Below are 25,644 nucleotides of genomic sequence, written 5' to 3' on the forward strand. Positions count from 1 at the left end.
TTTCTCCCGAAGGGAGAAAAACACATGTACTCAGTCAACTATCACCGCGCTGCCTCGGTCTCCGATGCCGCCAAGCTCTTGAAGAACGGCGATGCCAAGCTGCTTTCCGGCGGCATGACTTTGATCCCCGCCATGAAGACGCGGCTGGCAGCGCCGTCGGACCTCGTCGACGTGTCGCGGCTCAAGGACCTGCAGGGCGTCAAAGTGTCCGGCAAGACGGTCACAATAGGCGCCGCGACGACGCATTACGACGTCTCCACCGACGACAAGCTGAAGAAGGCCTGCCCGGCGCTTGCGCATATGGCGTCCTTGATCGGCGATCCGGCGGTGCGCCACAAGGGCACGATCGGCGGCTCGATCGCCAACAACGATCCGGCCGCCGACTATCCGGCGGCATTGCTGGCGCTGGGCGCGACGATCATCACCAACAAGCGCGAGATCCCGGCGGACAAATTCTTCAAGGGCCTGTTCGAGACGGCGCTGAAAGAAGGCGAGATCGTCACCGCGGTGAGCTTTACCGCTCCGGCCAAGGCGGCCTACCAGAAGTTCCGCAACCCGGCTTCGCGCTACGCCATCGTCGGCGTGTTCGTGACCAAGGGCAAGGACGGGGTGAGGGCGGCGGTGACCGGCGCCGGCGAGGACGGCGTCTTCCGCTCCAAGGAAATCGAGGCAGCGCTGGCGAAGAGTTTCGACGCCGCGGCGCTCGGTGGCGTCAAAGTGCCGGCGAAGGGGCTGATGAGCGATCTCCATGCCTCCGCCGACTACCGCGCCAACCTGATCGCGGTGATGGCCAAGCGCGCGGTGGCCGCGGCCAACGCCTGAACGCCCTCAGCCTGGGTGAGACAAAGGGGCCCTCGCGGCCCCTTTTCCTTCTGTATTCGCAACGACTTGGCGGGAACTACCTGAGTATTCCCGCTTTCGCACTTGCACAATAGTATCCCGCACTGCAAAATGAGCATGGCGGGAATACCAGACAGTCCGAGACGCGGGCAACGCTTCGCATGCGGACCTCGAGTTGCGAAGGCAGGGTATGACCGACATCTCCGCAGCGTCCGTTGTCCTGCCGCGGGCCGCGGCCGACAGGGAAGCCAGGGCAAGGCTGGCCTATCTCGACGGCTGGCGAGGCCTGTCGATCGCGATGGTGCTGATCGGCCATTTCTTTCCGGTCCCGGGGCTCAATCTCGGCGTGCTCGGCGTCGAGTTCTTCTTCGTGCTGAGCGGCCGGCTGATGGGCGAGATCCTGTTCATCGAGCGCTTTCCGCTGAAGAAATTCTTCAAGCGCCGCTTCTCTCGCATCTATCCCGCGCTGCTGGTGTTCGCGATAGCCGCCATGATCGGCCTGACCGGAACCTTCATCGCCTTCAAATGGAAGGCGGCGCTGACGGCGCTGACCTTCACCTACAATTACGCCGGCATCTTCATCAATCGCGCCGGCGCGCTCGACCACATCTGGTCGCTCTGCGTCGAGGAGCATTCCTATATCCTGCTCGCGCTGATCAGCGTGGTGGTTTCAGGACGCGCCAATGTTATCCGGCTGCTTCTGGTGCTGGCCTTGCTGGCAATGGCCAACGGCGCGATTTCGTACGGGGTTCTCGGCATGGGCTACGAGACCACCTACTGGCGCACCGACGTGCATATCGCCTCGATCCTGCTGTCCGCGGCGATCTGCCTGCTCAAGGCTGACGGGCGCCTGCCGACTTTCCTGCAAAGCCAGCATGTGGCGCTCGGGGCCGCGGTTGGCGGCCTGTTGCTGTTCCTCGACCGGGTGCCGACGCCGATCCACTATCTTGTCGGCGTGCCGCTGCTGGCGCTCGCGGTCAACACGCTCGACTTCGCGATCGGCTATGTGAAGGGGCTGCTGTCGTCCTGGCCTATGGTGATGCTCGGGCTGTGGTCCTATTCGCTCTATTTGTGGCAGCAGCCCTTCTACAAATTCGTCGATGAGCACGGTTGGTCGCCGATCCCGATGCTGGCGGCCGTGTTCGCCTGCGCGCTGGCCAGTTACTATATTGTCGAAAAGCCCGCACGCGGCTGGCTCAACCGCAACTGGTGAGATCAGGTCTCGCCGTTCTTCCGCGCCGCGAGATAGCGGCGAAGCCCGGCTTCGCCGCGCGGCGTCGTCCAGCGATGGTTCCAGGCGAAGGCTGGCCTTAGCAGCGGCGCCAGCAGCTTGAGGATCGGCCTCTCGACCGTGACCTGCCAAACCAGATCGACATGCGTGCCTTGTCCGGACGGCGACAGCTCGGCTCGCCAGAGCCCGTCGAAATCGCCGAAGGTCTTCACCACCACCAGCCGGCCGGGCTCGAGCTCGGCGGCCTCGATGATGAAGTTCAGCTCATAGGGCAGGGCGCCGCGCGCTCTGGCCCTGGCGCGGGCGCCGACGACGCCCTTGCCCTTCTTGTCGAGCGGCTCGACCTCCTTGTAGGCATCGCCCCACCAGAGTGGCAGAAGCTCAGCGTCCGACAGCACGTCCCACACTTCCTGCGGCGTGCCTTCGGGGATGTCCCAACTTTCGTCGAAGCGGAAGACATTGCTCGCCATGATGCCGCCCCCCAGCCAACGGAGCTTCTATATTAGCTTCGGCTTGTTTTCCTGGCCAGCGAGTTCGGGGGGTCAGGCGGCGATCGGCTTTGCCCAATAGCGCACCGACTTCTTGCCGCCGTGGATCACCGCATCGCCGACCTCGGCGAAGCCAAGCGCGGCGTGGAAGGCATCGGAGGCAGGGTTGGGCGGATCGGCGTTGACCTCGCAGGTGACGATCGTGTGGCCGGCGCGCCGGGCCTGCTCGAACAGATCCCCATAGAGCCGGCGGGCATGGCCGCGGCCGCGCGCGACGGCAGCGACCACCACACGGTCGACATAGACGAAGCGCGGATAACGCTGGCGAAACCAGAGGAAGTTCGGGCTGTCGTAGCGCGCATCCTGGTCGAAGGTCATGATGAAGGCTTCGAGCGCGCCGATGCGGCGGGTGTAGAACGCTTGCCCGAGCAGATGGGACAGCCGTTCCGGCTCAAGCCAGGACAGCTCCGCCGCATGCTCGTTGTTGAGCGCGAGGATGGCGGCCTCGTCGGCGGGCGAAATGCGTTCGATTATCATCGTCAGGCCTTCGCGGCCGCGATCGTCGCCGCCACCAGGGCCTGGTCGGTCACGGTGGTGCGGTATTCGCGGTCGAGGTCGGTGCCGCCCATGCCGACATCCGGGTTGCGGTAGCGCATGGCGCTCGGCACGTCCGCAAGTGCTGCGAAATGCATCTCGGCCAGTCCGGTCCGCCTGCGTACCTCGCCGATCGTGTCGGGCGCCAGCGCGCCGCAGCCGAGGATGATGATGCGTGAGCCGGCTTGGCGAACGAGTTCCGCCAGAAGCTCGATGCCTTCGACCGCCGTGTCGCGCTGGCCGCTGGTCAGCACCCGGCCGACCTTGCAGCGGATTAGGGCTTCGAGCGCCTCTGCCGGATCGCGCGTCATGTCGAAGGCGCGATGACAGGTGACGTTGAGCGGGCCGGCGGCCTCGACCAGCGCGCTCATGCGCGCCTCGTCGATGGCGCCGTCGGCGGTCAGGCAGCCGACCACGACGCCGGTCACGCCGAGCTCGCGAAGCGCTTCGACGTCGGTGAGCATCGAGCGGTATTCGGTCTCGCTGTAGAGGAAATCGCCGCCGCGCGGACGCACGATGACATGGAAGGGGATGGTCGCGCTTTCGAGCGCGGCGCGCACCGTGCCGAGGCTCGGCGTGATGCCGCCCTCGACAAGGCTGGCGCAGAGCTCGACCCGGTCGGCGCCGGCGGCCTGCGCGGCAAGCAGCCCGTCAATGCCTTCGACGCAGATTTCGATCAGGGGTTTTTGCGTGTCCGCCACCGGTTTCCATCCATGCTTTCGACGAGATGGGCAGCCCTAGCACCGGGCGCGCCGTCGCGAAAGCCGCAACGATCGGTCCAGCCATGGAAGTCGCCAGCCATGCAACTCGCCAGCCCATGCAACTCGCCAGACATGCAACTCGCCAGACATGCAACTCGCTTGACAATGCATAACTGCAAAGTTATGGATAACTCATAACTGGAAAGTTATTGATTGGCGCGGGCCTTATCGGCCGCGCGAAGCCGAGGAGACGGATGATGGAAGCAAGATTGAAGAACCCGGTGATGCTCATTCCCGGCGCGCTGCAGGCGCTGCTCGCGCTCGACAAGTCGACCGAGGCCGGCGACGTGCCTTATGTGACGCGCAAGCTCGTTCACCTGCGCGCCAGCCAGATCAACGCCTGCGCCGTCTGTGTCGACATGCATGCGCGCGAGTTGAAGAAGGCCGGCGAGAAGGACGAGCGGATCTTTGCCGTGTCGGCATGGCGGGAGACGCCTTATTTCACTGACCCCGAACGCGCGGCGCTTGCGCTTGCCGAAGCTGCGACGCGGCTGGCCGACCGCTCCGACGCGGTGCCGGACGACGTCTGGGACGAGGCGGCGCGCCACTATGACGACAAGGCGCTCGCCGCTTTGGTGATCCAAATCGCGCTGATCAACGCCTTCAACCGCCTGAACGCCACCACAAGGCAACCGGTGGGCGCCTGGGGATGAGGCGAGAGGCCGGCTTTGAGGCCTTGCCGGCTACTGTTTCAGGATCGTGTTCCTGGCGCCTTGCTCGACCTGGTCGATCACCAGAAGCTTCACCGGATCGGCGCCGATATTGGTGGCCTGGTGCCATTGCCCGATCATCTCGATGATGAAGTCGCCGGTCTTGTAAATGTTGGCGGTGCCGGTCTCGATATTGGTGACCTTGAGCGTTCCCTGCTCGACATAGGCGTAGCGCGGGAAGGGATGCTTGTACACCGGGAGCGTCGCGCCCGGCGCGATCTGGTAGGACGAGACCTGAACCTCGACGTCCTTCTGCGGCAGCGTGATCGGCTGGCCCGATGCGGTCGTCGTCTTCGACGCCAGCGGCGTCACCACGACCGGCGTGTTCGAACTGTCGAGAGCATTTGCATTGGTCGTGAAAAATGCCGCCGCCAAAAGCAGCGCCGATGCCAGGATGGTGCGCATGAGGTTCCTCCAGAAGCCATCAGCTTGGCGCGGCGGGCGCTGAGGCGCAAGCTCCGGGTGACAGGATAGCTAACGCTTCGCTGGCGACTGTTTGGGTGGCCGCAGCAGGAGGGCAAACGGCACCAGCAGCGCCGTTGCAATCGCGCAGTAAAAGAAAACATCGACATAAGCGAGCAGCGAGGCCTGGCGGCCGATTTCCTGTCCGATCCAGCCGACGGCCTGTTGCCTGGCTTCGACCAGCGGCGAGCCCTCGGCGACGAAATGGTCCGTCACCTGGCGAAGCGTCTGCTGATAGGCCTCGCTCGACTGCGCGGTGTGGCCGACCAGCACCGACTGATGGAGCTGCGCGTTCTGGGCGATCACCGTGTTGGACAGCGACACGCCGATGCTGCCGCCGATGTTGCGGGCGACGTTGATCAGCGAGGATGCCTGGTCGGTCTTCTGCGGCGGCAGGCCGACATAGGCGGCCGTCGAAATCGGGATGAACAGGAACGGCAGGCCGATCATCATATAGACGCGCGCGTAGGCGAAGAACCCGAAGCTGGCGTCGGGCGTCAGCGAGGTCATGTGCCAGAGCGCGACCGCGACCACCGACATGCCCATCATGATGAGATAGCGCGGCTGGACGACGCCAGCCGCAAAACCCGAGATCGGCATCAGCAGGAGCATGGCGATGCCGCCGGGCATCATCGACAGGCCGGAAAGGGTGGCGGTGTAGTCGAAGGTCGTCTGCTGCAGTTGCGGCACCAACTGCGTGCTGCTGAACAGCACCGCGCCCACAGCCATCATGACGAGGAACGACATGCCGAACTGCCGGCTGAAAAGCAGGCGGATGTCGACGATCGGGTCGCGCCTCGTCCACTCCCAAGGGACAAGCAGCAGGAACGACACGGCCGAGATCACGGCGAAAGCGGTGATGAAGGTCGAGGCGAACCAATCGTTGCGCTGGCCCTCGTCGAGGAAGACTTCGAGGCAGCCCAGCGCCAGCGCCACCAGGATGAAGCCGATCCAGTCGACTTTCAGCCCCTTGCTCAACCGCTCGCGACGCTCGCGCTCGAGAATGTCGGGCTCGATCACCAGCCATTGCACGAGCGCCAGCGACATGATGCCGAACGGCACGTTGATGAAGAAGATCCAATGCCAGGAAAAATTGTCGGTCAGCCAGCCGCCGATGGTCGGCCCGACGGTCGGCGCGACGATCACCGCGATGCCGTAGAGCGCGAAGGCCCGAGAGCGTTTCTCAGGCGGGAACGTGTCGGCGAGGATCGACTGCTCGCTCGGCGCCATGCCGCCGCCGCCGAGCCCCTGCAGGATACGGAACGCGATCAGCGTCGGTAGATTGGGGGCGAGGCCGCAGAGCAGCGACGCCAGCGTGAAGGTCGCCACGCAGATCATGTAGTAGCGCTTGCGGCCGATGACGCTGGTCAGCCAGCCGCTGACCGGGATGATGACGGAGTTGGCGACGAGATAGGTGGTGATCACCCATGTACTCTCGTCCATGCCTGCGGCCAGGCTGCCGGCGATGTTGCGCAGCGCCACATTGGCGATCGAGGTGTCGAGCACCAGCATGAAGGTCGCGATCGAGACGACGATCGCGATCAGCCAGGGATTGCGGCCGCCAGCCGCCGAACGGCTTTGGTCGCCATGGGCTGTTACGGCGTCACTCATCGCACCTTGACCGTCGGCACGACCGACATGCCCGGACCAAGATAGACACCGGGCGGCTGGTCGAACACGATCTTGACCGGCACGCGCTGCACCACCTTGACGAAATTGCCTGTGGCGTTTTCGGCCGGAAGCAGGCTGAACGCCGTGCCGCTGCCGGCCTGGATGCTGTCGATGTGGCCGTGGAATGTCTTTTCGGGATAGGCGTCGATGGCGATATCGACAGGCTGGCCCGGCCGCATCAGGTCGAGCTGCGTCTCCTTGAAGTTCGCCTTCACCCAGACGTCCTTGGGCACGAACATCATCAGCACCTGGCCGGGCTGCGCATAGGTGCCTTTCGCGGCCGTGATGTTGGTGGCATGGCCGGCGACGGGCGCCGTGATCATCGTGCGGGTGAGGGTGGTCTTGGCCTGGTCCTCGCTGGCCTCGGCCTGCCGAAGCTTGGCCTCGGCGCTCTTGCCTTGTGCCTGGAGAACCGCAACCTGGCTTTTCGCCGCCTCGGCATTGGCGTTGGCGGCATCGAGCGCCGCCTGATCCTGGCGCAAGGTCGAAGCGGCCTGCTGCGCCTGCTGTTGCGTCGCCGTGCCCTTGGCCAGAAGCTCGCGGTTGCGCTGGTCCTCGGACCTGGCGAATTCGAGCGCAGCCTGCGCCTGCGCCACCTGCTTGCCGGCGGCATCGATCTTGGCGTTCTGCGCCTGGGTCTGGGCCTGGACGTTGGCGATCTCGGCCTGCGCCGCCACCACGCCGGCTTCCGCCTGTTTGAGCGAGGCCTGATAATCGCTGTCGTCGATGCGCAGAAGGACCGCGCCGGCCTCGACCGGTTGGTTGTCGGTGACGGCGACATCGGTGATGCGTCCGGCAATTTCCGCGCCGACCGTCACCGTGCGGGCGTCGATGAAAGCGTCGTCGGTCCATTCATACTGACGTGCGTTGATCCACCAGATCGCCACGGCGGCGATGACCAACAGGATGAGGATCGCGACGATCGCCGCTATGTAGGGATGGCGCCTGATGAGGCCGGACCTGTTTGTGTCCGACGGACCGTTATCCGCCTGCGTGTCTTGCGCCAGCCCTTCGTTGCCGCGCTTGTCTTTAACGGGCTTGTCGTCGCCCGCCGGGCGTTTCTGCTGATCGGACCGGGGCTGAGCCCGCGTTTCCTCGGCGGGAGCGGTTTCGCGCTCTTTTCTTTCAGTTTTTGCGTCCAAGGCAACGGATTCCAGATATCGTTGGCCCCCCTCGCAGCAGGGTCAACGGGTGGTTTCCGCAAAGGTTCCTGTCGCTGAGTGCCGGGCAATGGCCGATTGGCGACCGTCAGCCCGCCATCCAGCCGCCGTCCACCATCAGGTTTATGCCGGTGACGTAGCTGGCCATGTCGCTGGCGAGGAACAACGCCGCGCCCGCCACGTCGCTCGGCTGGCCGAGCCGCGGCCAGGGTGTGCGCCGGCGCGAATAGTCGAGCGCGTCAGGATCGTTGGCGACGCCCGGCTTGCCGGTGATGATCTTGCCCGGTGCGATGGCGTTGCAGACGATCAGGTCGTCGGCGTGGTCGACCGCGATCTGGCGCGTCATCTGCACGATGCCGCCCTTGCTCACCGAATAGGGCAGGTCGCCGGGGCAGGCGACCATGCCGTGCTGCGAGGAGATGTTGATGATGCGGCCGCGCACCTCGTTGACCGGCGCCTGGGCCAGCATTTGCATGACGGCGCGTTTGTTGCAGTAGAAAAAGCCCGTCAGATTGACGCCGATGACGCGGTTCCACTGTTCCGGCGTGGTCTCGATCAGGTTGGTGCTGGTGTAGATCGCGGCATTGTTGACCATCACGTCGAGCCGGCCGAACTGCGCGATCGTTGCCCCGACGAGCATATCGACGGCGTTCCAATCCGAGATGTCCGTTCTGGAGTAGATGGCTGTGCCGCCGGCGGAGCGGATCATGTCGACGGTGCTCTCACCGCCCTCGATCGGCTGCTCCACCATGTCTGCAACGACGACGCTTGCGCCCTCCGCCGCGAATTTCACCGCGATCGCGCGGCCGATGCCGGAGCTCGCTCCGGTGACGATGGCGGTTTTACCTGCGAGCAAGGCCATGGTGTTCAGCTCTCCCGGGTGACGATCTTTCCTTGCGCCTGGCCGACCAGCCTGCCTTCGCGCACGATCTCATGGCCGCGCAGGAAGACGTTGGTCAGGCGCGCTTTCACCGTCCAGCCGTCAAAGGGCGTGTAGCCCGCCCGCGACACCTGGTCGGCATTGGCGACCGTGCTGGATCGGCGCGGGTCGAGGATGAGCAGATCGGCATCGTAGCCGACGGCGACACGCCCCTTGCGCCGGCCGAGGCCGAAGCGCTCGGCTGGGTTTCTGCAGCACATGCGTGCAAGATCGGGCAGGGCGATGAGCCCTTCGTCCACCAGCCTCAGCATGGTGGGAAGCAGCGTCTGCAGTCCCGGCATGCCGCCGGGGATGTCGGCGAAAGCCGAATAGGATGCCGCCTTTTCGGCCGGCGCGTGCGGCGCGTGATCGGTGGCGACGATGTCGATCAGCCCGGCGCTGAGCCCGGCGCGCAGCGCGTCGATATCATGCGGTGAGCGCAACGGTGGCGAGGCCTTCAGATTGGCGCCTTGCGCCTCGTAATCCTGCGCCGTGAAGAACAGGTTTTGCGGCGTGGTCTCGACGCTGGCGTCGGCCACGCCGCGCAGCCGGCTCCAGGTCTCGACACCCAATTCGGAATTGATCTGCCGGACGTGGACTCTCGCCTCGGTTGAGGCCGCGGCGACAAGCGCGCGAGCGATGCCGTTGGCTTCGGCCAGCGGCGGGCGGCTGTCCAGGAAGGCGGCGATGGTGCCGGAGCGGTCGCGCGCAGTGCTGCCTGTGAGGATCGACTGGTCGCCGGGCGAGATGCCGATCAAGGTGTCGGCGTCTCTGAAAGCCCTCAGCGCCCCAGCGACCGTGTCGAGCGTGTCGAACAGGAAGGCGTCCGGCACGTCGGCGGTGAACAGCTCGAACGACACCGGCGCGAGGCCGAGCAGGCGAGGGACAGGCGACAGATCTCGGCTGACCACGGCCTGCAGGCCGACATCGACATGGATGCGGCCTTCGGCCGTCGCCATCTTGTCGTCTAGCTGCTCGGCCGTCGCGGTCCAAGGTTCGTCGGTCGGCATGTCGAGCACCGTCGTCACGCCGCCGAGTGCGGCCGCATGGGTGCCGGAGGAAAAGTCCTCCTTATGGGTCAGGCCGGGGTCGCGCAGATGCGCATGCGCATCGACGAGGCCGGGCAGCACGAAGCTGCCGGAGGCGTCGACGACCGTCCTGGCTTCGGCGGCTTCGCCGGGCGCGATGATTGCGGCGACCTTGCCCGCGGCGATACCGATATCGCCGCGGCTGGGGCCGTCGGCGTTCACCACCGTTCCACCACGGATCAGTGTTTCGAACATCTCTCAGCCGCGCTGTTCGAAGCGCGCATGGTTGGCGAGCCAGAAACGGGCGATGTCCTCGCGGCGCATGAAGGCGGCGCCGTCGCTTTGCTGGACATGCTCGATCACCTCGCGCAGGCCCGAGGCGCGGTTGGGCTGACCCATCCAGCGGGCATGGATGCCGATGGTCAGCATGCGGCCGCCGGTCTCGCCGGCTTCGCCGAGCATATAATCGATGGCCGAGCGGCAGTCCTCGGCGAAGTCGCGCGGATTGCTGTAGCCCGGCGCCACCAGATAGCGGCTGTCGTTGAGCGTCTTCGAATAGGGGACGACGAGGATCTCGGTGCCGCGATGATCGAGGAAATAGGGCAGGTCGTCATTGCAGGGATCGGAGTGGTAGAGGAAGCCGCCTTCCTCGACCAGAAGGTCGCGCGTGTTCACGCTGGGCAGCGAGCGGCAGTTCCAGCCGATGGGACGCTTGCCGAGCAGTTTTTCATAAAGCGCGATCGCCTGATGAAGATGACGCTCTTCCTCAGCCCGCTCCATGGTCGTGTAGTCGATCCAGCGCAGGCCGTGGCCCATCAGGTCATGCCTGCGCGCCTTCATCCACTCGACCAGAGGCGGGTTGCGCTCGAGCGCCACGGCGCAGGCGGAAAAGGTGACGGGAATGTCGTAGCGGTCAAACAGCCTGGCCAGGCGCCAGACGCCGGCGCGGCTGCCATATTCGAAATGCGTCTCGGTGCCGAGGTCGCGCACCGGCGGGCTGGAGGCGAGATTATACTCGCCCCAATTGTCGTTGCGGCCATCCTCCAGCCAGTTGTACTCCGAGCCTTCCTCGTAGTTGAGCACGAGGTTGACGGCGAGCTTGACGCCGCCCGGCCAGGTGACGAAGGGCGGATGCGGACCGTAGCCGACGAAATCGCGCGGCTGCGCTGCTTGCTGCGGATCGGTCGGCATCGGCTTGTCTCCTGATCTGGTTGGCTCAGTTCTCGTTGGCGGTGATCCAGTCCATGTAGGCATGGAAGGCTTCCTTGCCGGGACGCGGCCGCCAAGCGGTGTCGCGCAGGATGCGGGCGATGTCATAGGCGCCCCACATGCCGCCTTTCAGGGTCACATCCTGGACGATGTTGGCGTCGTCTCCCGGCGTCACCTCGGCCTTCAGTCCCGGCACGCGTTCGGCTGCCCAGCCGATGATCTCGCCGATGGTCTGGCTGGATCCGGAGCCGATATTGTAGTGGCGATAGTTGAGACGCGGCGCATCGATCAGCGCGAGGATCGCGGCGGCAACGTCGGTGGAAGTGACATAGTCGCCGACAGGTTCCAGGCTGTTCGGCCTGATCGTCTCGCCGGCCAACGCCATATGTGCGACGCGGTTGGGGACATGGCGAAAATTGCGGCTCTCGGTGGCGCGGTCCATCGGGCCGTAGACGGAAGCAAGCCGCACCGAGACCGCCGACAGGCTGAACAGGTCGGCATAGCGGTTGGTGACCATCTCGGAGGCGAATTTCGAGATGCCGTAGAGCGTCAGCGGCGCGACATAGCCGTCTTCCGGCAATGGCTCGCTGCTCCAGTCCGGCCCGTTGTGACGGTAGACGGAACCGGAACTGACATAGATGAAACGCTTGAGGCCCGGTCTCGTGCGCGCCCAGTCCAGCATCCGCACGGTGCCCATGAGATTGACGTCGACGATGCGGGCAGGGTCTTCGGCCTCCGGCTGGCGCTTGGCCTCCGAGGCGCTGCCGCGCGAGATCGGCGTGATCGTCGCGCCATGCACGATTGCCGTGATGCCCTGCTGGTCGAGCGTCGCGGACCAGGTCTTTTGGTCGAGGATGTCAGCGGCGATCACCGTGAGCCGGTCGCGCACCGGAGCGAAATGCTTTTCGGCCGCCGCGTCGAGGCCGGAGCGATCGAGAATCACGGCGCGGGCGTGCGGATCGCGGTCCAGCCATGCGCGCGCGACCACGCTCATGACAAAGCCGGTGCCGCCGGTGACGAGGAGAGTCATGGGAGCTCCTTCGGAAATGAGGTTTCGGGTTCAGCGCGTCGCAAAGCCGCCGTCCACGAGCATGTCGGATCCGGTGACGAAGGACGCATCGGAAGAAAGCAGGAAGGCTGCCGCGGCGGCGATCTCGTCGGGCTCGGCAATGCGGCCGAGCAGATGGGCAGGACCGAGACCGGCATTGGCGGCTTCGAAATCGGCAAATCTGCGCAACAGGCGCGTCGTCGCCACGGCGCCTGGGGAGAGGCTATTGACGCGGACCTTCTCGGCGGCGTGATCCACGGCCATCGCCTTGGCGAGGTGGATCAGCCCAGCCTTGGCGGCGCAATAGGCGACCGCGCGGGTGGTGGCGACGCGGCCGAATTGCGAGCCGATGAAGACGACCGAACCGCCGCCGCTTTTCGCGATCAGCGGTACGGCGAACTTGCTCATCAGGAACGCGCCTGTCAGGCCGACATCGATCTCGTGCCGCCATGCGCTTTCGTCGAGATCGACGACGGTGGCGCTGGTTGAAGGCGCGGCCGCATTGTGCACCAGCCCGTCGAGCCGGCCGAATTTTTGCTTCGCGAATTCGACGGCCGCCTTCGCGGACTCGATCTTCATCACATCGCACTGGCAAGCAGCGGCGGTGGGCCCGAGCGCTTCGGCAAGCTTCGTCGCGGGCTCGAGCTCGTAATCCGCGCAAACGATCCTTGCGCCTTCTGCGATGCAGCGGCGGGCGATTGCCGCGCCGATGCCGCTGGCGGCGCCGGCGATCAGGATGACGTTGCCTTCGAGGCGGTTCCTTGCTGCATCCGCCATCAGGCGCGCTCCTCGATCGCCTGCATGGCCGTGGCGCCGACAGGCCGGCGCAGGAGATTGTAGCAGGCAGCTATCGTCACCAGCACGGCGCCGCCGCCGAGCAGCAGGAACATGGCCGGCGCGCCCATATAGTCCATCAGGCCGGCGGAGATGCCGGGCGTCGCGACATTGCCGATCGAATAGAGCAGGAGCAGCGTGCCGGAAGCGCCGACCATGTGCCGGCTGTGCAGTTGCGAGGCGCCGAAGGCCATCGCCACGGGATAGACGGTCAGCGCCGTGCAGCCGTAGAGGAAGAACAGCACGAAGAGCAGCGGTACCGAAAAATTGCCGAGCCAGGCGATCGCGGCGCAGAGCGTGACCGACAGGATGCCCTGGACGAGCAGTATGATGCGACGTTCAAACCTGTCGGACAGCCAGCCGACGGGCGTCTGCGCCAGCATGCCGGCAATGCTGATGGTCGTGACCAGCCCGACTGTCGTTGCCGCCGACAGCCCGATCTGCGTGCCATAGATCGGCGTCAGTACGAAGATGTTCATGTTGGTAATACCGCCCTGGAAGATCGCCACGACCGTAACCGGCGCCAGCCGGAAAAGCGCCAGCGGGCCGAGGCGCTTGACCGGTCTTGCTGAACTCGCATGCTCCGGATCGGCAGTCGGCAGCGCCGGCCAGCGTCCGCCGATAAATTTGGAGATCAGCGCCAGAAGCACGGTCGCCGCCGCGACTGGGAACAGATGCGGCGATTGCGGGCCGACCAGGCCGACAAGGAGCTGCCCGAGCAGCACGGCAATCGCCGTCGTCAGCATGTAGAGCGAGAACAGCGCGCCGCGATTGTGTTGCTCGGCATAGAGGTTGATCCAGCTTTCGCAGACGACGAACAACGACGCCATCGCCATGCCGCCAAGCAGGCGAAAGCAGATCCAGCTCGGCAGGAAGTCGGTGAAGGCGAAGCCGGACGCCGCCAGCAGCGCCAGCATTAGGATCGCGACGAAAGTTCGCTCGTGGCCGTATTGGGCGACAGCCGGGCGCGTCACCAGACATCCGACTAGGAAGCCCACCGGATAGGCTGTCAGCACGATCTGCACGACTTGGGGAGAAATGCCGGGCTTGCCGAGATGCAGCGACACCGCGGTGGTCAGCATGGCGCTGCCGATACAAGCGAGGCAGATGCCGACCATGATCGGCAGCATGGCGCGAGAGCGCTCTGCGTTTTGCCAAAGCCTCATCGCGGATTGAGCGATCGACCTCATGAATGCGGCTGCGGCGGCTCCCTGGCGGCACCGTTGACCGACGGCAGCCCGAGCAAAAGCTACACTTTGTGGCGATTGCCACAAACGAAGATTGACGCGGCTATGGCTCGAATTTTTTTGGCCATGCCGGCGAAGGAAAGCGGCATCTCAGGTCGCGGCGGGCTTTACAGTCGTTTTGCACCCTCCGTACCATAGGCAAAAGCCAAAACTCCGGGAACCAGCGGAAGGGAACGATATGACGATCGAACGCCTCGAAAATGGCCAGCGCTTCTGCCGGGTGCTCCGCTACAACGGCACCGTCTATGTGGCCGGCCTGACCGCGGATGATCTTTCCGGCGACACCACCAGCCAGACCAAGCAGATCCTGGCCAAGATCGACGCGCTTCTGGCCAAGGCCGGCAGCGACAAGTCGAAGCTCTTGAGCGCGCAGATATGGCTCAGGGACATTGCCGATTTCGAGATGATGAACACGGCATGGGACGCCTGGATCGACAGGAGCGCCATGCCGGTGCGCGCCACGGTGGAAGCACGGCTTGCCGGCGACCAGTATCGCGTCGAGATCATGGTGACGGCGGCCGTTGGCTAAGCCGGCCGGCGAGGGCCAATTTGAATAGAAGAGCTGGTCAATGCATGAGCTGGTGATCAGAGGCGGGCGCGTGGCGCTCGACGACGGCTGGGCCGAGTGCGACGTCGGCATCGACGACGGCCGCATCGCCGCCATCGGCAAAAGCCTGTCCGGCGAGACGTCGATCGACGCCAGCGGCCATTGGGTGCTGCCCGGCGGCATCGACGCGCATTGCCACCTCGACCAGCCGGTCTGGGGCGGGGCGGGCAACGCCGACGACTTTGAATCCGGCACGATCTCCGCGGCCTTTGGCGGCACGACCTGCATCGTCCCGTTCGGCATGCCAGGACAGGACATGACGACTGTCGGCGCCATCGACCGCGCGCTGGAGCGCGCGGCGGGACGCGCCGTGATCGACTATGGGCTGCATGCCGTGGTCACCATGGGTACCGGCGCGGATGTCGAAGCCCAGCTCAACCAGCTTGCCAAGCGCGGCATCGCCTCGGTCAAGCTGTTCATGACCTATCAGGGTTTTGCCGTCGACGACGATTTGTTCCTCAAGGTCCTCGATACGGCGAGGGAGCTTGGCTGGGTCGTTATGGTCCATGCCGAGAACGACGCCGCGATCCGGCGCACGCGGCAGCGGCTCATCGATCTCGGCCGCACCGATATCCGCTACCATGTCGTCGCCCACAGCGAGACAATGGAGCGCGAGGCGACGCATCGCGCACTGGCCTTTGCCGAGATGACCGGCGCGCGCATGACCATCGTGCATGTCTCGTCCTGGCAATCGGCCGAGGAGGTGGCACGGGCGAAGACACGCGGCGTCGACGCTATCGCGGAAACCTGCCCGCAATATCTCTTTCTCGGCGCGGCCGATCTCGACCGCTCGGCAATCGACGCGGCGCGCTTCGTCTTTTCACCGCCGCCGCGTTCGCTGCGCAGCCATGAGCATCTGTGGCAAGAGCTGATCGATGGCGGCATCGACCTCTGGTCGTCGGACCATTCGCCATATTATTTCGCCGACAAGATTGGCCGCTCCGAGACGCCCGGTTTCACCACGACGCTGAGCGGCATTCCCGGCATCGAGACGCGCCTGCCGCTACTGTTTTCGGAAGGGCTGCTGACCGGCCGGCTGACGCTCGAGCGCTATCTCGACCTCACCTCGCGCAATGCCGCCTCGATCTATGGCTTCGCCGATCGCAAAGGCAGCATCGCCGTCGGGCTCGACGCGGATCTGGCGCTGTGGGATCCGACGGCGCGCTGGACGCTCGGGCACGAGGCGCTGCATTCGCGAGTCGATTTTACGCCCTATGAGGGCAAGGTCGTCACCGGCCGACCGACCACCGTGCTGGTGCGCGGCGTGCCGGTGGTCGCCGACGGCAAGCTGCGGGCCGAACCGGGGTTCGGGCGTTTTGTGGCTCGCGCTGCCGCCGATCCGGCGCTTTCCCGGAAACCAGTCGAGGATTGGACACCATGGCTCGATGCCTGACCATCGCCGTTTGCCAGACCGGACCGATCCAGCGCAGCGCCACGCGCGCCGAGACGGTGGGGCGGCTCGTCCATCTCCTTGAGAGGGCCGCTTCCGCCGGCGCCGAGATCGCGGTGTTTCCGGAAATGGCGCTCACCACTTTCTTCCCGCGCTGGTGCATCGACGACCAGGCCGAGATCGACGCCTTCTTCGAAGCTTCGATGCCGGGACCCGAGACACAGCGGCTCTACGATGCCGCCGCGCGGCTGAAGGTGGGCTTCGCGCTCGGCTATTGCGAGCTTACGCAGGAAGAAGGCCGCACGCGCCATTTCAACACCATGGATCTGGTCGGACCGGATGGCGCCTTCATCGGCCGCTATCGCAAGATGCATGTGCCGGGTTCGAGCGAGCCGGAAGAAGGCACGACCACGCATCTCGAACGGCGCTATTTCGAGCCGGGCAATCTCGGCTTTCCGGTTTTCGACTATCGCGGCGTCCGGGTCGGGCTGGTCATCTGCAACGACCGCCGCTGGCCGGAAACCTACCGCATGCTCTGCCTCAACGGCGCCGAGGTGGCGCTGCTCGGCTACAACACGCCGCTGCTGCTCGACGAGGCGCCGGCGCTGGCGCATCTGAGAATGTTCCACAACCATCTGCCGATGCAGGCCGGTGCTTACCAGAACACGCTCTGGGTCGCTGCCGCCGCCAAGGCCGGCCTGGAAGACGGGCAGATGCTGATCGGCGGGTCGTGCATCATCGCGCCGACCGGAGAGATTGCCGCGCAGGCGATGTCGCTCGACGACGAGGTCATCGTCCATCGCGCCGATCTCGAGCTGATCGAGGTCTGTCGGAAGGTAAATTTCAATTTTTCGCTCTATCGCCGCCCCGACCAGTACCGGCGCATTTCGGAGTCGGTCTGAGACCGCGATGGGCCCGATCGAAACCAGTCACAGCCAGGCCACGATGCCACTCTCACCCGATCCGCTGACGCTGAGCGAGATCGTCGAGAACGGGCTTTGCATCGGCTGCGGCCTCTGCCGTTCGATCGCCGGTGCCGGCGACGTCGACATGGTGATGACGCCTGAAGGGCGCGAGCGGCCGGTGGCGAGGCTCGCATTGGACAAGCCGGTACTGGCGAAGATCAACGCCGTCTGTCCGGGAACGCGCATCGCCGGGCCGCTGCCAGCGCGGATGAATGACGCCGCGCTGACGGATGCGGTGTGGGGACCGGTCGAACGGCTCGTGCTCGGCTCCGCCGGAGATCCTACGGTGCGGTTTGTCGGTTCCGGCGGCGGCACGCTGACGGCGCTCGGCCAGTTCCTGCTCAACTCGGGACGGGTCAAGTTCGTTCTGCATGTCGCGGCCTCGCGATCCATGCCGATGCGCACCGAGCGCAAGCTGAGCTTCGATGCCGTCTCTGTGCTCGAAGGCGCCGGCTCGCGCTATGGTCCGGCAGCAACGCTGATCGATTTCAACGACATTCTCGACCGCGGCGAGCCATTTGCGCTGATCGCCAAGCCTTGCGACATCACTGCCGTGCGCAATCTGGCGCGGCTCGATCCGCGCGTCGACCAGCAAATGCGCTATGCGCTCGCTTTCGTCTGCGGCGGCGCCTCGGACCTGACCAAGTCGGAGCAGGTGCTGCAGCGTTTTGGCCTCGATGAGGACGAGCTGTCTCTCTTCCGCTACCGGGGCCACGGCAACCCGGGCCTCAATCGTATCGAAACCAGCGACGGCCGCGGCTTCGAGATCAGCTACCGGCAGCTGTGGGAAGACGAGGACAAATGGATGATCCAGCCGCGCTGCAAGATCTGCCCTGATGCCATCGGCCAAGTGGCGGATATCGCGGTATCTGACGCATGGCTGAATGGCGGACCGGCCGTCGAGGATGAATCTCTCAACGGCATCATCGTGCGCACGAAGCGCGGGCTGGAGCTGTTCGACGCGGCCGTCGAGGCCGGCGCGCTGCAGATCAAGCGCGAGAGCAGTATCGCCGAGATCAGCGAATTGCAGTCGCATCAGGTGCGCAAGCGGCGCGCGGTCTGGGCGCGGCTGACAGGCATGGCTATCGCCGGCAAGCCGGTGCCTTTCGTCACCGACCTGGCATTGCGGGATTGCGCCGCGCAGAATTCGCTGGCCGAGAATCTGGCCGAAGGGCGCGGCGCTCGCGATCGTGCCAAGCGTGGCCGCCTCGGCGAGCCGCCCGCCGTGCCGCGCGGAACAGTTTTGGGGGATACATGAGCGAACAGACCGACGTTATCATCATCGGCGGCGGCATGGCTGGCGCCGGCGCTGCCTTCGAGATTTCGCGCGACAAAAAGGTCGTGCTGCTCGAACGGGAGAGCCATTGCGGCTATCACACCACGGGACGCTCGGCCGCGAGCTTCACCGAAAATTACGGCAACGGCGTCATCCGCCGCATCGTGCTCGCCAGCCGGGCATTTCTCACCGAGCCGCCGACGGGTTTTTCCGATTATCCGCTGCTCAGCAAACGGGGCATGATCACCGTGTCGCGCGCCGACCAGCTTGACCTTTTGCGCGAGGATCTGGCGGCCGCGCAGGCGCTCGTTCCCTCGATCGTCGCGATGACGCCGGCCGAGGCGATCGCGCGCGTGCCGGTGCTGCGCCGGGATTATCTCGCCGGCGCCTATATCGAACCGCATTCGATGGATATCGACGTCAACGGCCTGCATCAGGGTTTTTTGCGCGGCGCGCGGGCGCGCGGCGCTCGCATCGTCACCAAGGCCGGGGTGAGAGGTATCGGCCGACAGGGCGGTCAATGGCGGATCGAGACGGAAGCGGGGACATTTCTTGCGCCGCTTATCGTCAACGCTGCCGGCGCCTGGGGCGACGAGATCGCGGCGATGGCGGGCGTGTGCCCGGTCGGCCTGCAGCCGAAGCGCCGCACCGCCTTCAACATCCCGGCGCCGGCCGGCCTCGACATTAGCGACTGGCCGCTGGTCAACGATGTCGGCGCGGAGTTCTATTTCAAGCCGGATGCCGGGCAGTTGTTCGTGTCGCCAGCCGATGCGACGCCTTCGGCGCCGGTGGACGCCTTTGCCGAAGACATCGATGTCGCGATCGGCGCCGAGCGTCTCGAACGGGCAACCACGATCGAAGTTCAGCGCGTGTCGCGTTCCTGGGCGGGCCTGAGGACCTTCGTCGCCGACGGGTCGCCGGTGGTCGGGCCGGATGACGAGTTCCCGGATTTCGTCTGGCTGGTCGGGCAGGGCGGCTACGGCATCAAGACGTCGCCGGCACTGTCGCGCGTTTGCGCCAGCCTGATCGCCGGTGGTGGGTTGCCGGACGATGTCGCGAGGCAAGGCGTTTCCCTGGACGACCTGACGCCGCATCGGTTGCGCTCAGAGGGCGAAGCTCGACAGGCCGCTTCATGAGCCCACTGACGGCCGGTGGCAAACTGGCGGGACGCATCCTGGACGCGCTCGCCGAAGCTACGACGGACGCGCCGGGGATCACGCGCGTCGCTTACGGACCCGGCGAGCGCTTCGCCCATGATCTCGTGCGCAATGACGGGGAAAAACTCGGCGCGGTCGCGCGCGTCGACGCCGCCGGCAATCTCTATCTGACGCTCAGCGGCCGTAACCCCGAGCTGCCGGCAATCGTCATTGGCTCGCACCTCGACAGCGTCGCGCATGGCGGCAATTTCGATGGCGCTGCCGGCGTCGTGGCCGGCCTGGCGGTGATCGCCGAATTGGTCGAGAAAGGCATCCGGTTGCCGCGTGACCTCGTCGTGTTGGCGACACGTGCCGAGGAAGCCGTCTGGTTTCCGCTCTCCTATCCCGGCAGCCAGGCGGCGCTTGGCCTGCTCGATCCGCGGGCGCTCGATGCGAAGCGGTCCGACAGCGGTCGCACACTGGCCGAGCACATGCGCGAGGAAGGGTTCGACCCCGACGCCGTGCGGCGTGGCGTGCCCGGCATCGATGTCGATCGGATCGCCGCCTTCGTCGAGGTGCATATCGAGCAGGGACCGCGCCTGGTTGCCGCCGATGCGCCGGTCGGCATCGTCACCGGGATTGCCGGCGGCTTCCGCTATGTCGATGCGAAATGCCTTGGCGCCTACGCCCATTCCGGCGCCGAGCCGCGCTTTGCGCGGCATGACAGCGTGCTTGGCTTTGCCGACCTGATCGCTGACCTCGAGGCCGAATGGGACGCGCTCGAACGCGAAGGGCGCGAGGCCACTATCACCTTCGGCCGCGTGCAGTCCGATCCGACGCAGCACGGCGGCAGCCGGGTGCTGGGCGAGCTCGGTTTCACGCTCGATGTGCGCAGTGCCGAAGCCGCCGTCCTGGATCGGATCGAGGCAAGGCTGCATGAGATTTTCGCTGAAGTGAGTGCCAAACGCGGCGTCACCTTCGAGCCCGGGCCGCGCTTCACCTGGGAGCCGGCGACGATGTCGCCGGCATTGATCGCGAGGTTCGATAGCGCCGCCAGTAAGATGCGGATTCGGGCACCGCATGTGCCGAGCGGGGCGGGGCACGATGCAGCCACCTTCGCCGGCGCCGGCATCCCAACCGCCATGCTCTTCGTGCGCAATGAACACGGCAGCCACAACCCGCATGAAGCGATGGAGATCGCCGATCTCGATCAGGCGATCCGGCTGCTCCTGCGTTTCGTCACCGATTTCGACAACTCACCGGACCAGAGATGAACCTCGCCAAGACCGCCTTGCTCGTCATCGACCTGCAGAATGAATACCGCCTCGGCGCGGCATGGCCGGTCGTCGGCTATGACGACGTGCTGGCCAATGCGGCCGCGCTGATCGAAGCCGCCCGCAAGGCTGGCATGCCGGTCATCCATGCGCAGGCCTGGGTGAAGCCGGAAGAGCGCGACGGCTATGCGCGGCAGGAGGAAATCCTGACCGAGGAATTCCGCTCCGCCGTCGCCGGCAGCGAAGGCGCGGATATCTGTGCCGAGGTGGCGGCGCTGCCCGGCGACATCGTGATCCACAAGCACTGGCCGAGCGCCTTTCGCCGGACCGAGCTTGCGCAGCGGCTCGCCGCGCTCGGCATCGAGAACCTCGTTGTCACCGGGGTGCTTACCGACAGTTGCGTGACGGAAAGCGTCTTCGACGCCGTCTATCAGGGGTTTCGCGTCTGGCTGGTGAAAGAGGCCTGCGGCAGCATGACGGAGGCCATGCATCGCACCGGCATGCTCGACATGGCGAACCGGCTTTATGGCGGCGGCATATTGCGTTTGTCCGAAGCATTGAAGGCGCTTGCCGGCCAACCCTTTGACGGCTGGCGCTGCACGCGGCCGGTGGAGTTCGCCTACACGCTGGAGAGCGTCGATCGCTTTTACGAGGCGCTGTGACCGGCGCCGCAGCCACATGCGCCTCTGAATAGCATCTTTGAAGCCGAGGGCTTGAGAACCGCGCCCGGCAGCGCTCCGGTCGCCCTGCCGCCGCGCCAGACCGAGACGCCGTTGACGAACACATGATCGATGCCGGCAGCGGGTCGGCGCGGTTCCTCGAAGGTGGCGGTGTCGATGATCGTCTCGGGGTCGAAGATGACGAGGTCGGCGAAATTGCCTTCCGCCAGAACACCGCGCTCCTGGATCCCGAATTCACGCGCGGGCAGGCCGGTCATGCGGAACACGGCCTCTTCGAGAGTGAACAACCCGATGTCACGTGCGTAGTGCCCGAGCACGCGCGGAAACGTGCCCCAGAGGCGCGGGTGCGGGTGGATGTCGTGCGGCAGGCCGTCCGAGCCGATCATGGTGCGTGGATGGGCGATGATGTTGCGGACGTCGTCCTCATCGAGCTGGAAATAGACTGCGCCGGCCGGCAAAAGCCGCTCGCCGGCCTCCCGCTCCGTGCAGTTCCATTCGCGGGCAATGTCGGCGATTTCGCGCCTCGCCATCTCCGGATGCGGATCGGACCAGGTGATGAGGATCTTCAACCCGGTGTCGCAGCGCTCCAGCCGAAGCACGGTCGAGCTCGCGGCATAGGGATAGACATCCATGCCGATGTCCATCGTTTCGCGCGCCCGGTCGATCCTTTCCAGCGAGGACCGGCTCTTGCCGAAATTGGCGCGGCCGGTGCACTGGTGGTGCGAGATGAACAGCTTGCCGCCGGCATGATCGGCGATGTCGATCGCTTCCTCGATCGCCTCGTCCATGGTCTCGAAATAGTTGCGCGTGTGGGTGACGTAGGGGCCGCCGAGGCCTGCCGCCGTGGCGGCGAGAGCCTTGACCTCATCGGTCGAGGAGTTGACGGCTGGCGGATAGTCGAGCCCGGTGCTGAGGCCGAACGCACCCTCGGCCATCGCCTCGGCGACCGCTTCCTGCATCGCCGCCGTTTCCGCTGCATTGGCCGGCCGGTCGGTCACCGGCATGCAGCGCTGGCGCAAGGTGGTGTGACCGACGAGCAGGGCCGCGTTGGTGGCGATGCCGCGGCGCTTCAACTCGGCGACATAGTCGGCAAAACGGTCGAAGCGGAAATTCTCGCGGCCGCCGACCAGCGTGAAGGGCGGTGGAGGGGTCTGGTCGAGCAGCAGAGGTGCGAGGCTGACGCCGCAATTGCCGGCAATCACCGTCGTCACGCCCTGGCTGATCTTCGGGTCCATGCCGCGCGGCGCCAGCAGCGCGCCGTCGTCATGGGTGTGCACGTCGATGAAGCCGGGCGCGACGATCTTGCCCTTGGCGTCGATTTCCTCGATGCCTTGCGCGTCGTCCAGCCGACCGATCGCCGCGATGCGGCCCATCGTGACGGCAATGTCTGCCTGGAAGCGGTCAGAGCCGTCTCCGGAGATCAGCGTTGCGTCGCGGATGAGGAGATCATAGGGCATCAGACGGCTTTCCAACTCTTTTGATGGAGCATGATCTTTTCCGAAAACCGGTCCCCACTTTTCGGGATCATGCTCTAAGCTTCCGGATTGGCGGCGATCTCCTCGCGGCGGCGCCCGACATAGGCGTCGAGCTCCTCGCGGATCGCAGGATCCATCACCGGTTCCTCGTAATCGTGCAGCGCCTGCTGCCAGAGCTCGGTCGCGCGTTCGAGGGCATCCTTGCCGCCGGCTTCCTCCCAGGCACCATGGTTCTGCCAGTTGGACAACATCGGCTGATAGAAGGCAGTGGTGTAGCGCGACATGGTGTGCTCGGCGCCGAAGAAATGGCCGCCGGCCGGCACCGACTTGATCGCCTCGAAGCCGAGGTCGTCCTCCTGGAACGGCAGCGGCCGCAGGAACTCCATCATGTTCTGCAGGATCTCGACGTCGAGCACGAGCTTTTCGTAAGACGCCGTCAGCCCGCCCTCCAGCCAGCCGGCGGCATGATAGATCAAATTGGCGCCGCCGAGCACCGCGCCCCATGTCGCCATTTCCGTCTCGTAGGCCGCCTGCAAATCGACCACATTGGAGGCGTTCGCGTTGGAGGTCCGGTAGGGCAGGTTGTAACGGCGCGCCAGTTGCCCGGCGATGATGTTGGCCTTGGCGTTTTCCGGCGTGCCGAAGGCCGGCGCGCCGGACTTCATGTCGACATTGGAGGTGAACGCGCCGTACATCACCGGCGTGCCGGGATTGACGAGCTGCGTCAACGTCACGCCGAACAGCGCCTCCGCATTCTGCTGGCAAAGGGCGGCGGCCAACGTCACCGGCGTCATCGCGCCCATCAGCGTGAAAGGCGTCACGGTCACGGGTTGACCGTGCTCGGCCATGGCGATCAGGCCTTCGGCCATGGCGTCATCGAACAGGCGCGGTGAGTTGATCGAGATGATCGTTGTCACGCCGGGCGAAGTCCGCATCTCCTCGACGCTAATGCCGCGCGCGATCGCCATCATGTTGATACCGTCCATCGCCCTGGTGCGGCCGATGGCGGTGCAGTGGAAGGAGAGGTCGCTCAGCGTCAGATTGGCGTGGTAGGTATCGAGATGGCGCGAATTGGCCGGCAGCTCGATCGGCGCCACCACCTGGTTGCCGATGATATGGATGGCGTTGAAGTGGTGCGCCAGCCGGATGAAGTTCTGGTAGTCGGGGAGATTGCCCGGCCTGCGGCCATTGACGCGGTCATGCACGTTGGGCGGACCGGCGACCAGCCCGAAGACCAGCGAATTGTCGCCGAGATGCACCTGCTTTTCCGGATTGCGGCTGGTCAGCGTGAAGGACGAGGGAGCCTTGCGCAGCGCCTCGATGACGATGCTCTCGTCGATGCGGATGGTGTTGCTCTCGCGGTCGACGATGGCGCCGGCCTTGGCGAACAGGTCCATCACCTTTTCGCTCATGACGCGGATGCCGAGCTCCGACAGGATGCGCATCGAGGTCTTGTGCAATTGCTCCATGCGCTCCTCGTCGAGCATCTGCATGGGCGGGTAGGGGTTCTTGACGCTCTGCCATGGCAGTTGCGCGATGCCGCCGCCGCTGCGTCCGAGCTTCGATCTGCGGCCGCCGCCGCGCCTGTCCTGTGACATAGGATTCCTCCCGATTCTCTTTTTCGCAATTCCGGACGGAAAACCGCTCACACTTTTCCTGGAATTGCTCTCAGTACCCACGTTCCGGATTGATCACGTTTTCCAGCGGCTCACCTTTGCGGTAGCGCGCCAGATTGTCGGCGAACATGCGCACCGACTTGATGTCCCAGCCTTCATAGACCGCCGCGCAATGCGGCGTGACGGCGACGTTGTCGTAGCTCCAGAGCGGATGCCCGGTCGGCAGCGGCTCGGTGGCGAAGACATCGAGCGCCGCGCCTTTGATCCGGCCGATGTTGAGTGCGGCGAGCAGTGCTTTCTCCTCGACGACGCCGCCGCGGGAAATGTCGATCAGCACGGCGGACGGCTTCATGGCGGCAAAGGCGGCCTCGCCAAGCAGGCCGCGCGTGGTGGGCAGCAGCGGCACGCAGCAGACGATGAAATCGGCCCGGCCGATCAATGCCAGCAGCGCGTCGGGGCCATGCACCTCATCGAGCGACAGCATCGGTTTCGGCCGCGCACGGATGCCGAGGGTGTGCATGCCCATCGCCTGCGCGCGGTGCGCGACGGCCTCGCCGGTCTTGCCGAGGCCGAGGATGAGGACGGTTTTGCCCTCGATCGGCTCGACGCGGCCGCCGCCCCATTGGCGGGCCTGCTGCCGGCGCTCGAAGCCGCGCAGGTCGAGCGAGAAGGAGAGCATGGCGCCCAGCGCATATTCGGCCAGCATGCCGGCGGCGACGCCGGCGGAATTCGTCACCGTCACATGCGAGGGATCCCAGCGCCCGAGATGATCGGTGCCGGAGCCGCCGATCGACACCCATTTCACTGTCGGGCTCTCGACCAGGGCCTGGCGCGGATAGCGCGGCGTGCCGTCGAAGCGGATCGAATAGACCACTTCCGCGGCGGTCCGCTCGATCAGCGCAGGAAGGCCGGCATAGGTGTCGCAGGCATGGACATCGAGGTCGGGATGCGTCTCGGCGAGCACGGCAAGCGCGCCCGCCGGCTTGTCGGTGTGCAGGATGACGGTTGGGCGCACCGACATCG

The 25,644-nt window shown here is 65.5% G+C and carries 25 protein-coding genes; 10 read left to right on the top strand and 15 right to left on the bottom strand.

The features are described 5' to 3' along the window. The first annotated feature begins 24 nt into the window (after nucleotides 1–24). Together AC0YKC_RS24845 and AC0YKC_RS24850 are read left to right on the top strand one after the other, a co-directional pair. Nucleotides 25–822 carry an FAD binding domain-containing protein gene (locus AC0YKC_RS24845; protein ID WP_488512969.1) on the top strand — a complete coding sequence of 266 codons (798 nt, stop codon included), beginning with the start codon at nucleotides 25–27 and terminating at the stop codon, nucleotides 820–822. A gap of 208 nt (nucleotides 823–1,030) precedes the next feature. After that, a complete protein-coding gene (locus tag AC0YKC_RS24850; protein ID WP_488512970.1) occupies nucleotides 1,031–2,053 on the top strand; it encodes an acyltransferase family protein in 1,023 nt (340 codons plus the stop codon). A gap of 2 nt (nucleotides 2,054–2,055) precedes the next feature. Here AC0YKC_RS24850 and AC0YKC_RS24855 read toward each other — a convergent pair whose 3' ends face one another. The 3 genes from AC0YKC_RS24855 to AC0YKC_RS24865 all read right to left on the bottom strand — a co-directional run bounded on the left by AC0YKC_RS24855 (nucleotide 2,056) and on the right by AC0YKC_RS24865 (nucleotide 3,854). Beyond that, nucleotides 2,056–2,541, bottom strand: a complete 486-nt coding sequence (locus tag AC0YKC_RS24855; protein ID WP_320295396.1) for an SRPBCC family protein — start codon at nucleotides 2,539–2,541, stop codon at nucleotides 2,056–2,058. Nucleotides 2,542–2,613: 72 nt separating this feature from the next. Then, nucleotides 2,614–3,096 carry a GNAT family N-acetyltransferase gene (locus tag AC0YKC_RS24860; protein WP_488512971.1) on the bottom strand — a complete coding sequence of 161 codons (483 nt, stop codon included), beginning with the start codon at nucleotides 3,094–3,096 and terminating at the stop codon, nucleotides 2,614–2,616. A gap of 2 nt (nucleotides 3,097–3,098) precedes the next feature. Continuing rightward, the gene (locus AC0YKC_RS24865) at nucleotides 3,099–3,854 is read right to left on the bottom strand and encodes a copper homeostasis protein CutC (RefSeq protein WP_320295398.1); all 756 of its coding nucleotides are present in this window, start codon (nucleotides 3,852–3,854) and stop codon (nucleotides 3,099–3,101) included. A gap of 257 nt (nucleotides 3,855–4,111) precedes the next feature. On the opposite strand from AC0YKC_RS24865, the gene AC0YKC_RS24870 reads away from it, so the two are divergent. After that, a complete protein-coding gene (locus AC0YKC_RS24870) occupies nucleotides 4,112–4,567 on the top strand; it encodes a carboxymuconolactone decarboxylase family protein (RefSeq protein ID WP_488512972.1) in 456 nt (151 codons plus the stop codon). A 30-nt stretch (nucleotides 4,568–4,597) separates the two neighbouring features. On the opposite strand, the gene AC0YKC_RS24875 is transcribed toward AC0YKC_RS24870, so the two are convergent. From AC0YKC_RS24875 to AC0YKC_RS24915, 9 genes are all read right to left on the bottom strand, one after another. Next, nucleotides 4,598–5,029 carry a cupin domain-containing protein gene (locus tag AC0YKC_RS24875; protein ID WP_488512973.1) on the bottom strand — a complete coding sequence of 144 codons (432 nt, stop codon included), beginning with the start codon at nucleotides 5,027–5,029 and terminating at the stop codon, nucleotides 4,598–4,600. Between the two features lie 69 nt (nucleotides 5,030–5,098). After that, nucleotides 5,099–6,697 (bottom strand): DHA2 family efflux MFS transporter permease subunit, encoded by a 1,599-nt coding sequence (locus AC0YKC_RS24880; protein ID WP_488512974.1) that lies wholly within the window; start codon nucleotides 6,695–6,697, stop codon nucleotides 5,099–5,101. Then, nucleotides 6,694–7,899: an HlyD family secretion protein gene (locus AC0YKC_RS24885; RefSeq protein ID WP_488512975.1), complete on the bottom strand. Its 1,206-nt coding sequence runs from the start codon at nucleotides 7,897–7,899 to the stop codon at nucleotides 6,694–6,696. Before AC0YKC_RS24885 ends, AC0YKC_RS24880 begins: the two co-directional genes overlap by 4 nt. Before the next feature lie 106 nt (nucleotides 7,900–8,005). Then, the gene (locus AC0YKC_RS24890) at nucleotides 8,006–8,779 is read right to left on the bottom strand and encodes an SDR family NAD(P)-dependent oxidoreductase (RefSeq protein ID WP_488512976.1); all 774 of its coding nucleotides are present in this window, start codon (nucleotides 8,777–8,779) and stop codon (nucleotides 8,006–8,008) included. A gap of 5 nt (nucleotides 8,780–8,784) precedes the next feature. Then, entirely contained in the window at nucleotides 8,785–10,119 is a 1,335-nt protein-coding gene (locus tag AC0YKC_RS24895; protein ID WP_488512977.1) for a dihydroorotase, read from the bottom strand. A gap of 3 nt (nucleotides 10,120–10,122) precedes the next feature. Then, the gene (locus AC0YKC_RS24900; protein WP_488512978.1) at nucleotides 10,123–11,055 is read right to left on the bottom strand and encodes an allantoinase PuuE; all 933 of its coding nucleotides are present in this window, start codon (nucleotides 11,053–11,055) and stop codon (nucleotides 10,123–10,125) included. A gap of 25 nt (nucleotides 11,056–11,080) precedes the next feature. After that, a complete protein-coding gene (locus AC0YKC_RS24905) occupies nucleotides 11,081–12,103 on the bottom strand; it encodes an NAD-dependent epimerase/dehydratase family protein (RefSeq protein ID WP_488512979.1) in 1,023 nt (340 codons plus the stop codon). Nucleotides 12,104–12,133: 30 nt separating this feature from the next. Then, nucleotides 12,134–12,898 (bottom strand): SDR family NAD(P)-dependent oxidoreductase, encoded by a 765-nt coding sequence (locus tag AC0YKC_RS24910; protein ID WP_488512980.1) that lies wholly within the window; start codon nucleotides 12,896–12,898, stop codon nucleotides 12,134–12,136. After that, entirely contained in the window at nucleotides 12,898–14,085 is a 1,188-nt protein-coding gene (locus AC0YKC_RS24915) for an MFS transporter (protein ID WP_488512981.1), read from the bottom strand. The genes AC0YKC_RS24910 and AC0YKC_RS24915 overlap by 1 nt, the downstream gene beginning before the upstream one ends. A gap of 295 nt (nucleotides 14,086–14,380) precedes the next feature. Between AC0YKC_RS24915 and AC0YKC_RS24920 the strand changes: the two genes are divergently transcribed. The 7 genes from AC0YKC_RS24920 to AC0YKC_RS24950 are packed head-to-tail and all read left to right on the top strand — an operon-like array spanning nucleotide 14,381 to nucleotide 21,512. After that, nucleotides 14,381–14,731 carry a RidA family protein gene (locus AC0YKC_RS24920; RefSeq protein WP_041007422.1) on the top strand — a complete coding sequence of 117 codons (351 nt, stop codon included), beginning with the start codon at nucleotides 14,381–14,383 and terminating at the stop codon, nucleotides 14,729–14,731. A 40-nt stretch (nucleotides 14,732–14,771) separates the two neighbouring features. Beyond that, a complete protein-coding gene (gene hydA, locus AC0YKC_RS24925) occupies nucleotides 14,772–16,202 on the top strand; it encodes a dihydropyrimidinase (RefSeq protein WP_488512982.1) in 1,431 nt (476 codons plus the stop codon). After that, entirely contained in the window at nucleotides 16,187–17,101 is a 915-nt protein-coding gene (locus AC0YKC_RS24930; RefSeq protein WP_488512983.1) for a nitrilase-related carbon-nitrogen hydrolase, read from the top strand. Before hydA ends, AC0YKC_RS24930 begins: the two co-directional genes overlap by 16 nt. Nucleotides 17,102–17,108: 7 nt before the next feature. Next, nucleotides 17,109–18,422: a Coenzyme F420 hydrogenase/dehydrogenase, beta subunit C-terminal domain gene (locus tag AC0YKC_RS24935; RefSeq protein WP_488512984.1), complete on the top strand. Its 1,314-nt coding sequence runs from the start codon at nucleotides 17,109–17,111 to the stop codon at nucleotides 18,420–18,422. Continuing rightward, a complete protein-coding gene (locus AC0YKC_RS24940; protein WP_488512985.1) occupies nucleotides 18,419–19,576 on the top strand; it encodes an NAD(P)/FAD-dependent oxidoreductase in 1,158 nt (385 codons plus the stop codon). Before AC0YKC_RS24935 ends, AC0YKC_RS24940 begins: the two co-directional genes overlap by 4 nt. Then, a complete protein-coding gene (locus AC0YKC_RS24945; RefSeq protein WP_488512986.1) occupies nucleotides 19,573–20,850 on the top strand; it encodes a Zn-dependent hydrolase in 1,278 nt (425 codons plus the stop codon). The genes AC0YKC_RS24940 and AC0YKC_RS24945 overlap by 4 nt, the downstream gene beginning before the upstream one ends. After that, complete coding sequence (locus tag AC0YKC_RS24950) at nucleotides 20,847–21,512, top strand: cysteine hydrolase family protein (protein ID WP_488512987.1); 666 nt, start codon at nucleotides 20,847–20,849, stop codon at nucleotides 21,510–21,512. Before AC0YKC_RS24945 ends, AC0YKC_RS24950 begins: the two co-directional genes overlap by 4 nt. On the opposite strand, the gene AC0YKC_RS24955 is transcribed toward AC0YKC_RS24950, so the two are convergent. The 3 genes from AC0YKC_RS24955 to AC0YKC_RS24965 all read right to left on the bottom strand — a co-directional run bounded on the left by AC0YKC_RS24955 (nucleotide 21,497) and on the right by AC0YKC_RS24965 (nucleotide 25,642). Then, nucleotides 21,497–22,987 carry an N-acyl-D-amino-acid deacylase family protein gene (locus AC0YKC_RS24955; RefSeq protein ID WP_488512988.1) on the bottom strand — a complete coding sequence of 497 codons (1,491 nt, stop codon included), beginning with the start codon at nucleotides 22,985–22,987 and terminating at the stop codon, nucleotides 21,497–21,499. The genes AC0YKC_RS24950 and AC0YKC_RS24955 overlap by 16 nt on opposite strands. Nucleotides 22,988–23,061: 74 nt before the next feature. Beyond that, a complete protein-coding gene (locus AC0YKC_RS24960) occupies nucleotides 23,062–24,603 on the bottom strand; it encodes a trimethylamine methyltransferase family protein (RefSeq protein ID WP_488512989.1) in 1,542 nt (513 codons plus the stop codon). 70 nt (nucleotides 24,604–24,673) lie between these two features. Then, the gene (locus tag AC0YKC_RS24965) at nucleotides 24,674–25,642 is read right to left on the bottom strand and encodes a D-2-hydroxyacid dehydrogenase (RefSeq protein WP_488512990.1); all 969 of its coding nucleotides are present in this window, start codon (nucleotides 25,640–25,642) and stop codon (nucleotides 24,674–24,676) included. Between the last annotated feature and the right edge of the window lie 2 nt (nucleotides 25,643–25,644).

Source organism: Mesorhizobium sp. CNPSo 4661 (assembly GCF_057784215.1).

Coding starts and splice junctions, on each gene's coding strand:
- AC0YKC_RS24845 (WP_488512969.1), top strand. CDS start 25: ATGTACTCAGTCAACTATCACCGCGCTGCCTCGGTCTCCGATGCCGCC.
- AC0YKC_RS24850 (WP_488512970.1), top strand. CDS start 1,031: ATGACCGACATCTCCGCAGCGTCCGTTGTCCTGCCGCGGGCCGCGGCC.
- AC0YKC_RS24855 (WP_320295396.1), bottom strand. CDS start 2,541: ATGGCGAGCAATGTCTTCCGCTTCGACGAAAGTTGGGACATCCCCGAA.
- AC0YKC_RS24860 (WP_488512971.1), bottom strand. CDS start 3,096: ATGATAATCGAACGCATTTCGCCCGCCGACGAGGCCGCCATCCTCGCG.
- AC0YKC_RS24870 (WP_488512972.1), top strand. CDS start 4,112: ATGGAAGCAAGATTGAAGAACCCGGTGATGCTCATTCCCGGCGCGCTG.
- AC0YKC_RS24875 (WP_488512973.1), bottom strand. CDS start 5,029: ATGCGCACCATCCTGGCATCGGCGCTGCTTTTGGCGGCGGCATTTTTC.
- AC0YKC_RS24880 (WP_488512974.1), bottom strand. CDS start 6,697: ATGAGTGACGCCGTAACAGCCCATGGCGACCAAAGCCGTTCGGCGGCT.
- AC0YKC_RS24890 (WP_488512976.1), bottom strand. CDS start 8,779: ATGGCCTTGCTCGCAGGTAAAACCGCCATCGTCACCGGAGCGAGCTCC.
- AC0YKC_RS24895 (WP_488512977.1), bottom strand. CDS start 10,119: ATGTTCGAAACACTGATCCGTGGTGGAACGGTGGTGAACGCCGACGGC.
- AC0YKC_RS24900 (WP_488512978.1), bottom strand. CDS start 11,055: ATGCCGACCGATCCGCAGCAAGCAGCGCAGCCGCGCGATTTCGTCGGC.
- AC0YKC_RS24905 (WP_488512979.1), bottom strand. CDS start 12,103: ATGACTCTCCTCGTCACCGGCGGCACCGGCTTTGTCATGAGCGTGGTC.
- AC0YKC_RS24910 (WP_488512980.1), bottom strand. CDS start 12,898: ATGGCGGATGCAGCAAGGAACCGCCTCGAAGGCAACGTCATCCTGATC.
- AC0YKC_RS24915 (WP_488512981.1), bottom strand. CDS start 14,085: ATGCTGCCGATCATGGTCGGCATCTGCCTCGCTTGTATCGGCAGCGCC.
- AC0YKC_RS24920 (WP_041007422.1), top strand. CDS start 14,381: ATGACGATCGAACGCCTCGAAAATGGCCAGCGCTTCTGCCGGGTGCTC.
- hydA (WP_488512982.1), top strand. CDS start 14,772: ATGCATGAGCTGGTGATCAGAGGCGGGCGCGTGGCGCTCGACGACGGC.
- AC0YKC_RS24930 (WP_488512983.1), top strand. CDS start 16,187: ATGGCTCGATGCCTGACCATCGCCGTTTGCCAGACCGGACCGATCCAG.
- AC0YKC_RS24935 (WP_488512984.1), top strand. CDS start 17,109: ATGGGCCCGATCGAAACCAGTCACAGCCAGGCCACGATGCCACTCTCA.
- AC0YKC_RS24940 (WP_488512985.1), top strand. CDS start 18,419: ATGAGCGAACAGACCGACGTTATCATCATCGGCGGCGGCATGGCTGGC.
- AC0YKC_RS24945 (WP_488512986.1), top strand. CDS start 19,573: ATGAGCCCACTGACGGCCGGTGGCAAACTGGCGGGACGCATCCTGGAC.
- AC0YKC_RS24950 (WP_488512987.1), top strand. CDS start 20,847: ATGAACCTCGCCAAGACCGCCTTGCTCGTCATCGACCTGCAGAATGAA.
- AC0YKC_RS24955 (WP_488512988.1), bottom strand. CDS start 22,987: ATGCCCTATGATCTCCTCATCCGCGACGCAACGCTGATCTCCGGAGAC.
- AC0YKC_RS24960 (WP_488512989.1), bottom strand. CDS start 24,603: ATGTCACAGGACAGGCGCGGCGGCGGCCGCAGATCGAAGCTCGGACGC.
- AC0YKC_RS24965 (WP_488512990.1), bottom strand. CDS start 25,642: ATGTCGGTGCGCCCAACCGTCATCCTGCACACCGACAAGCCGGCGGGC.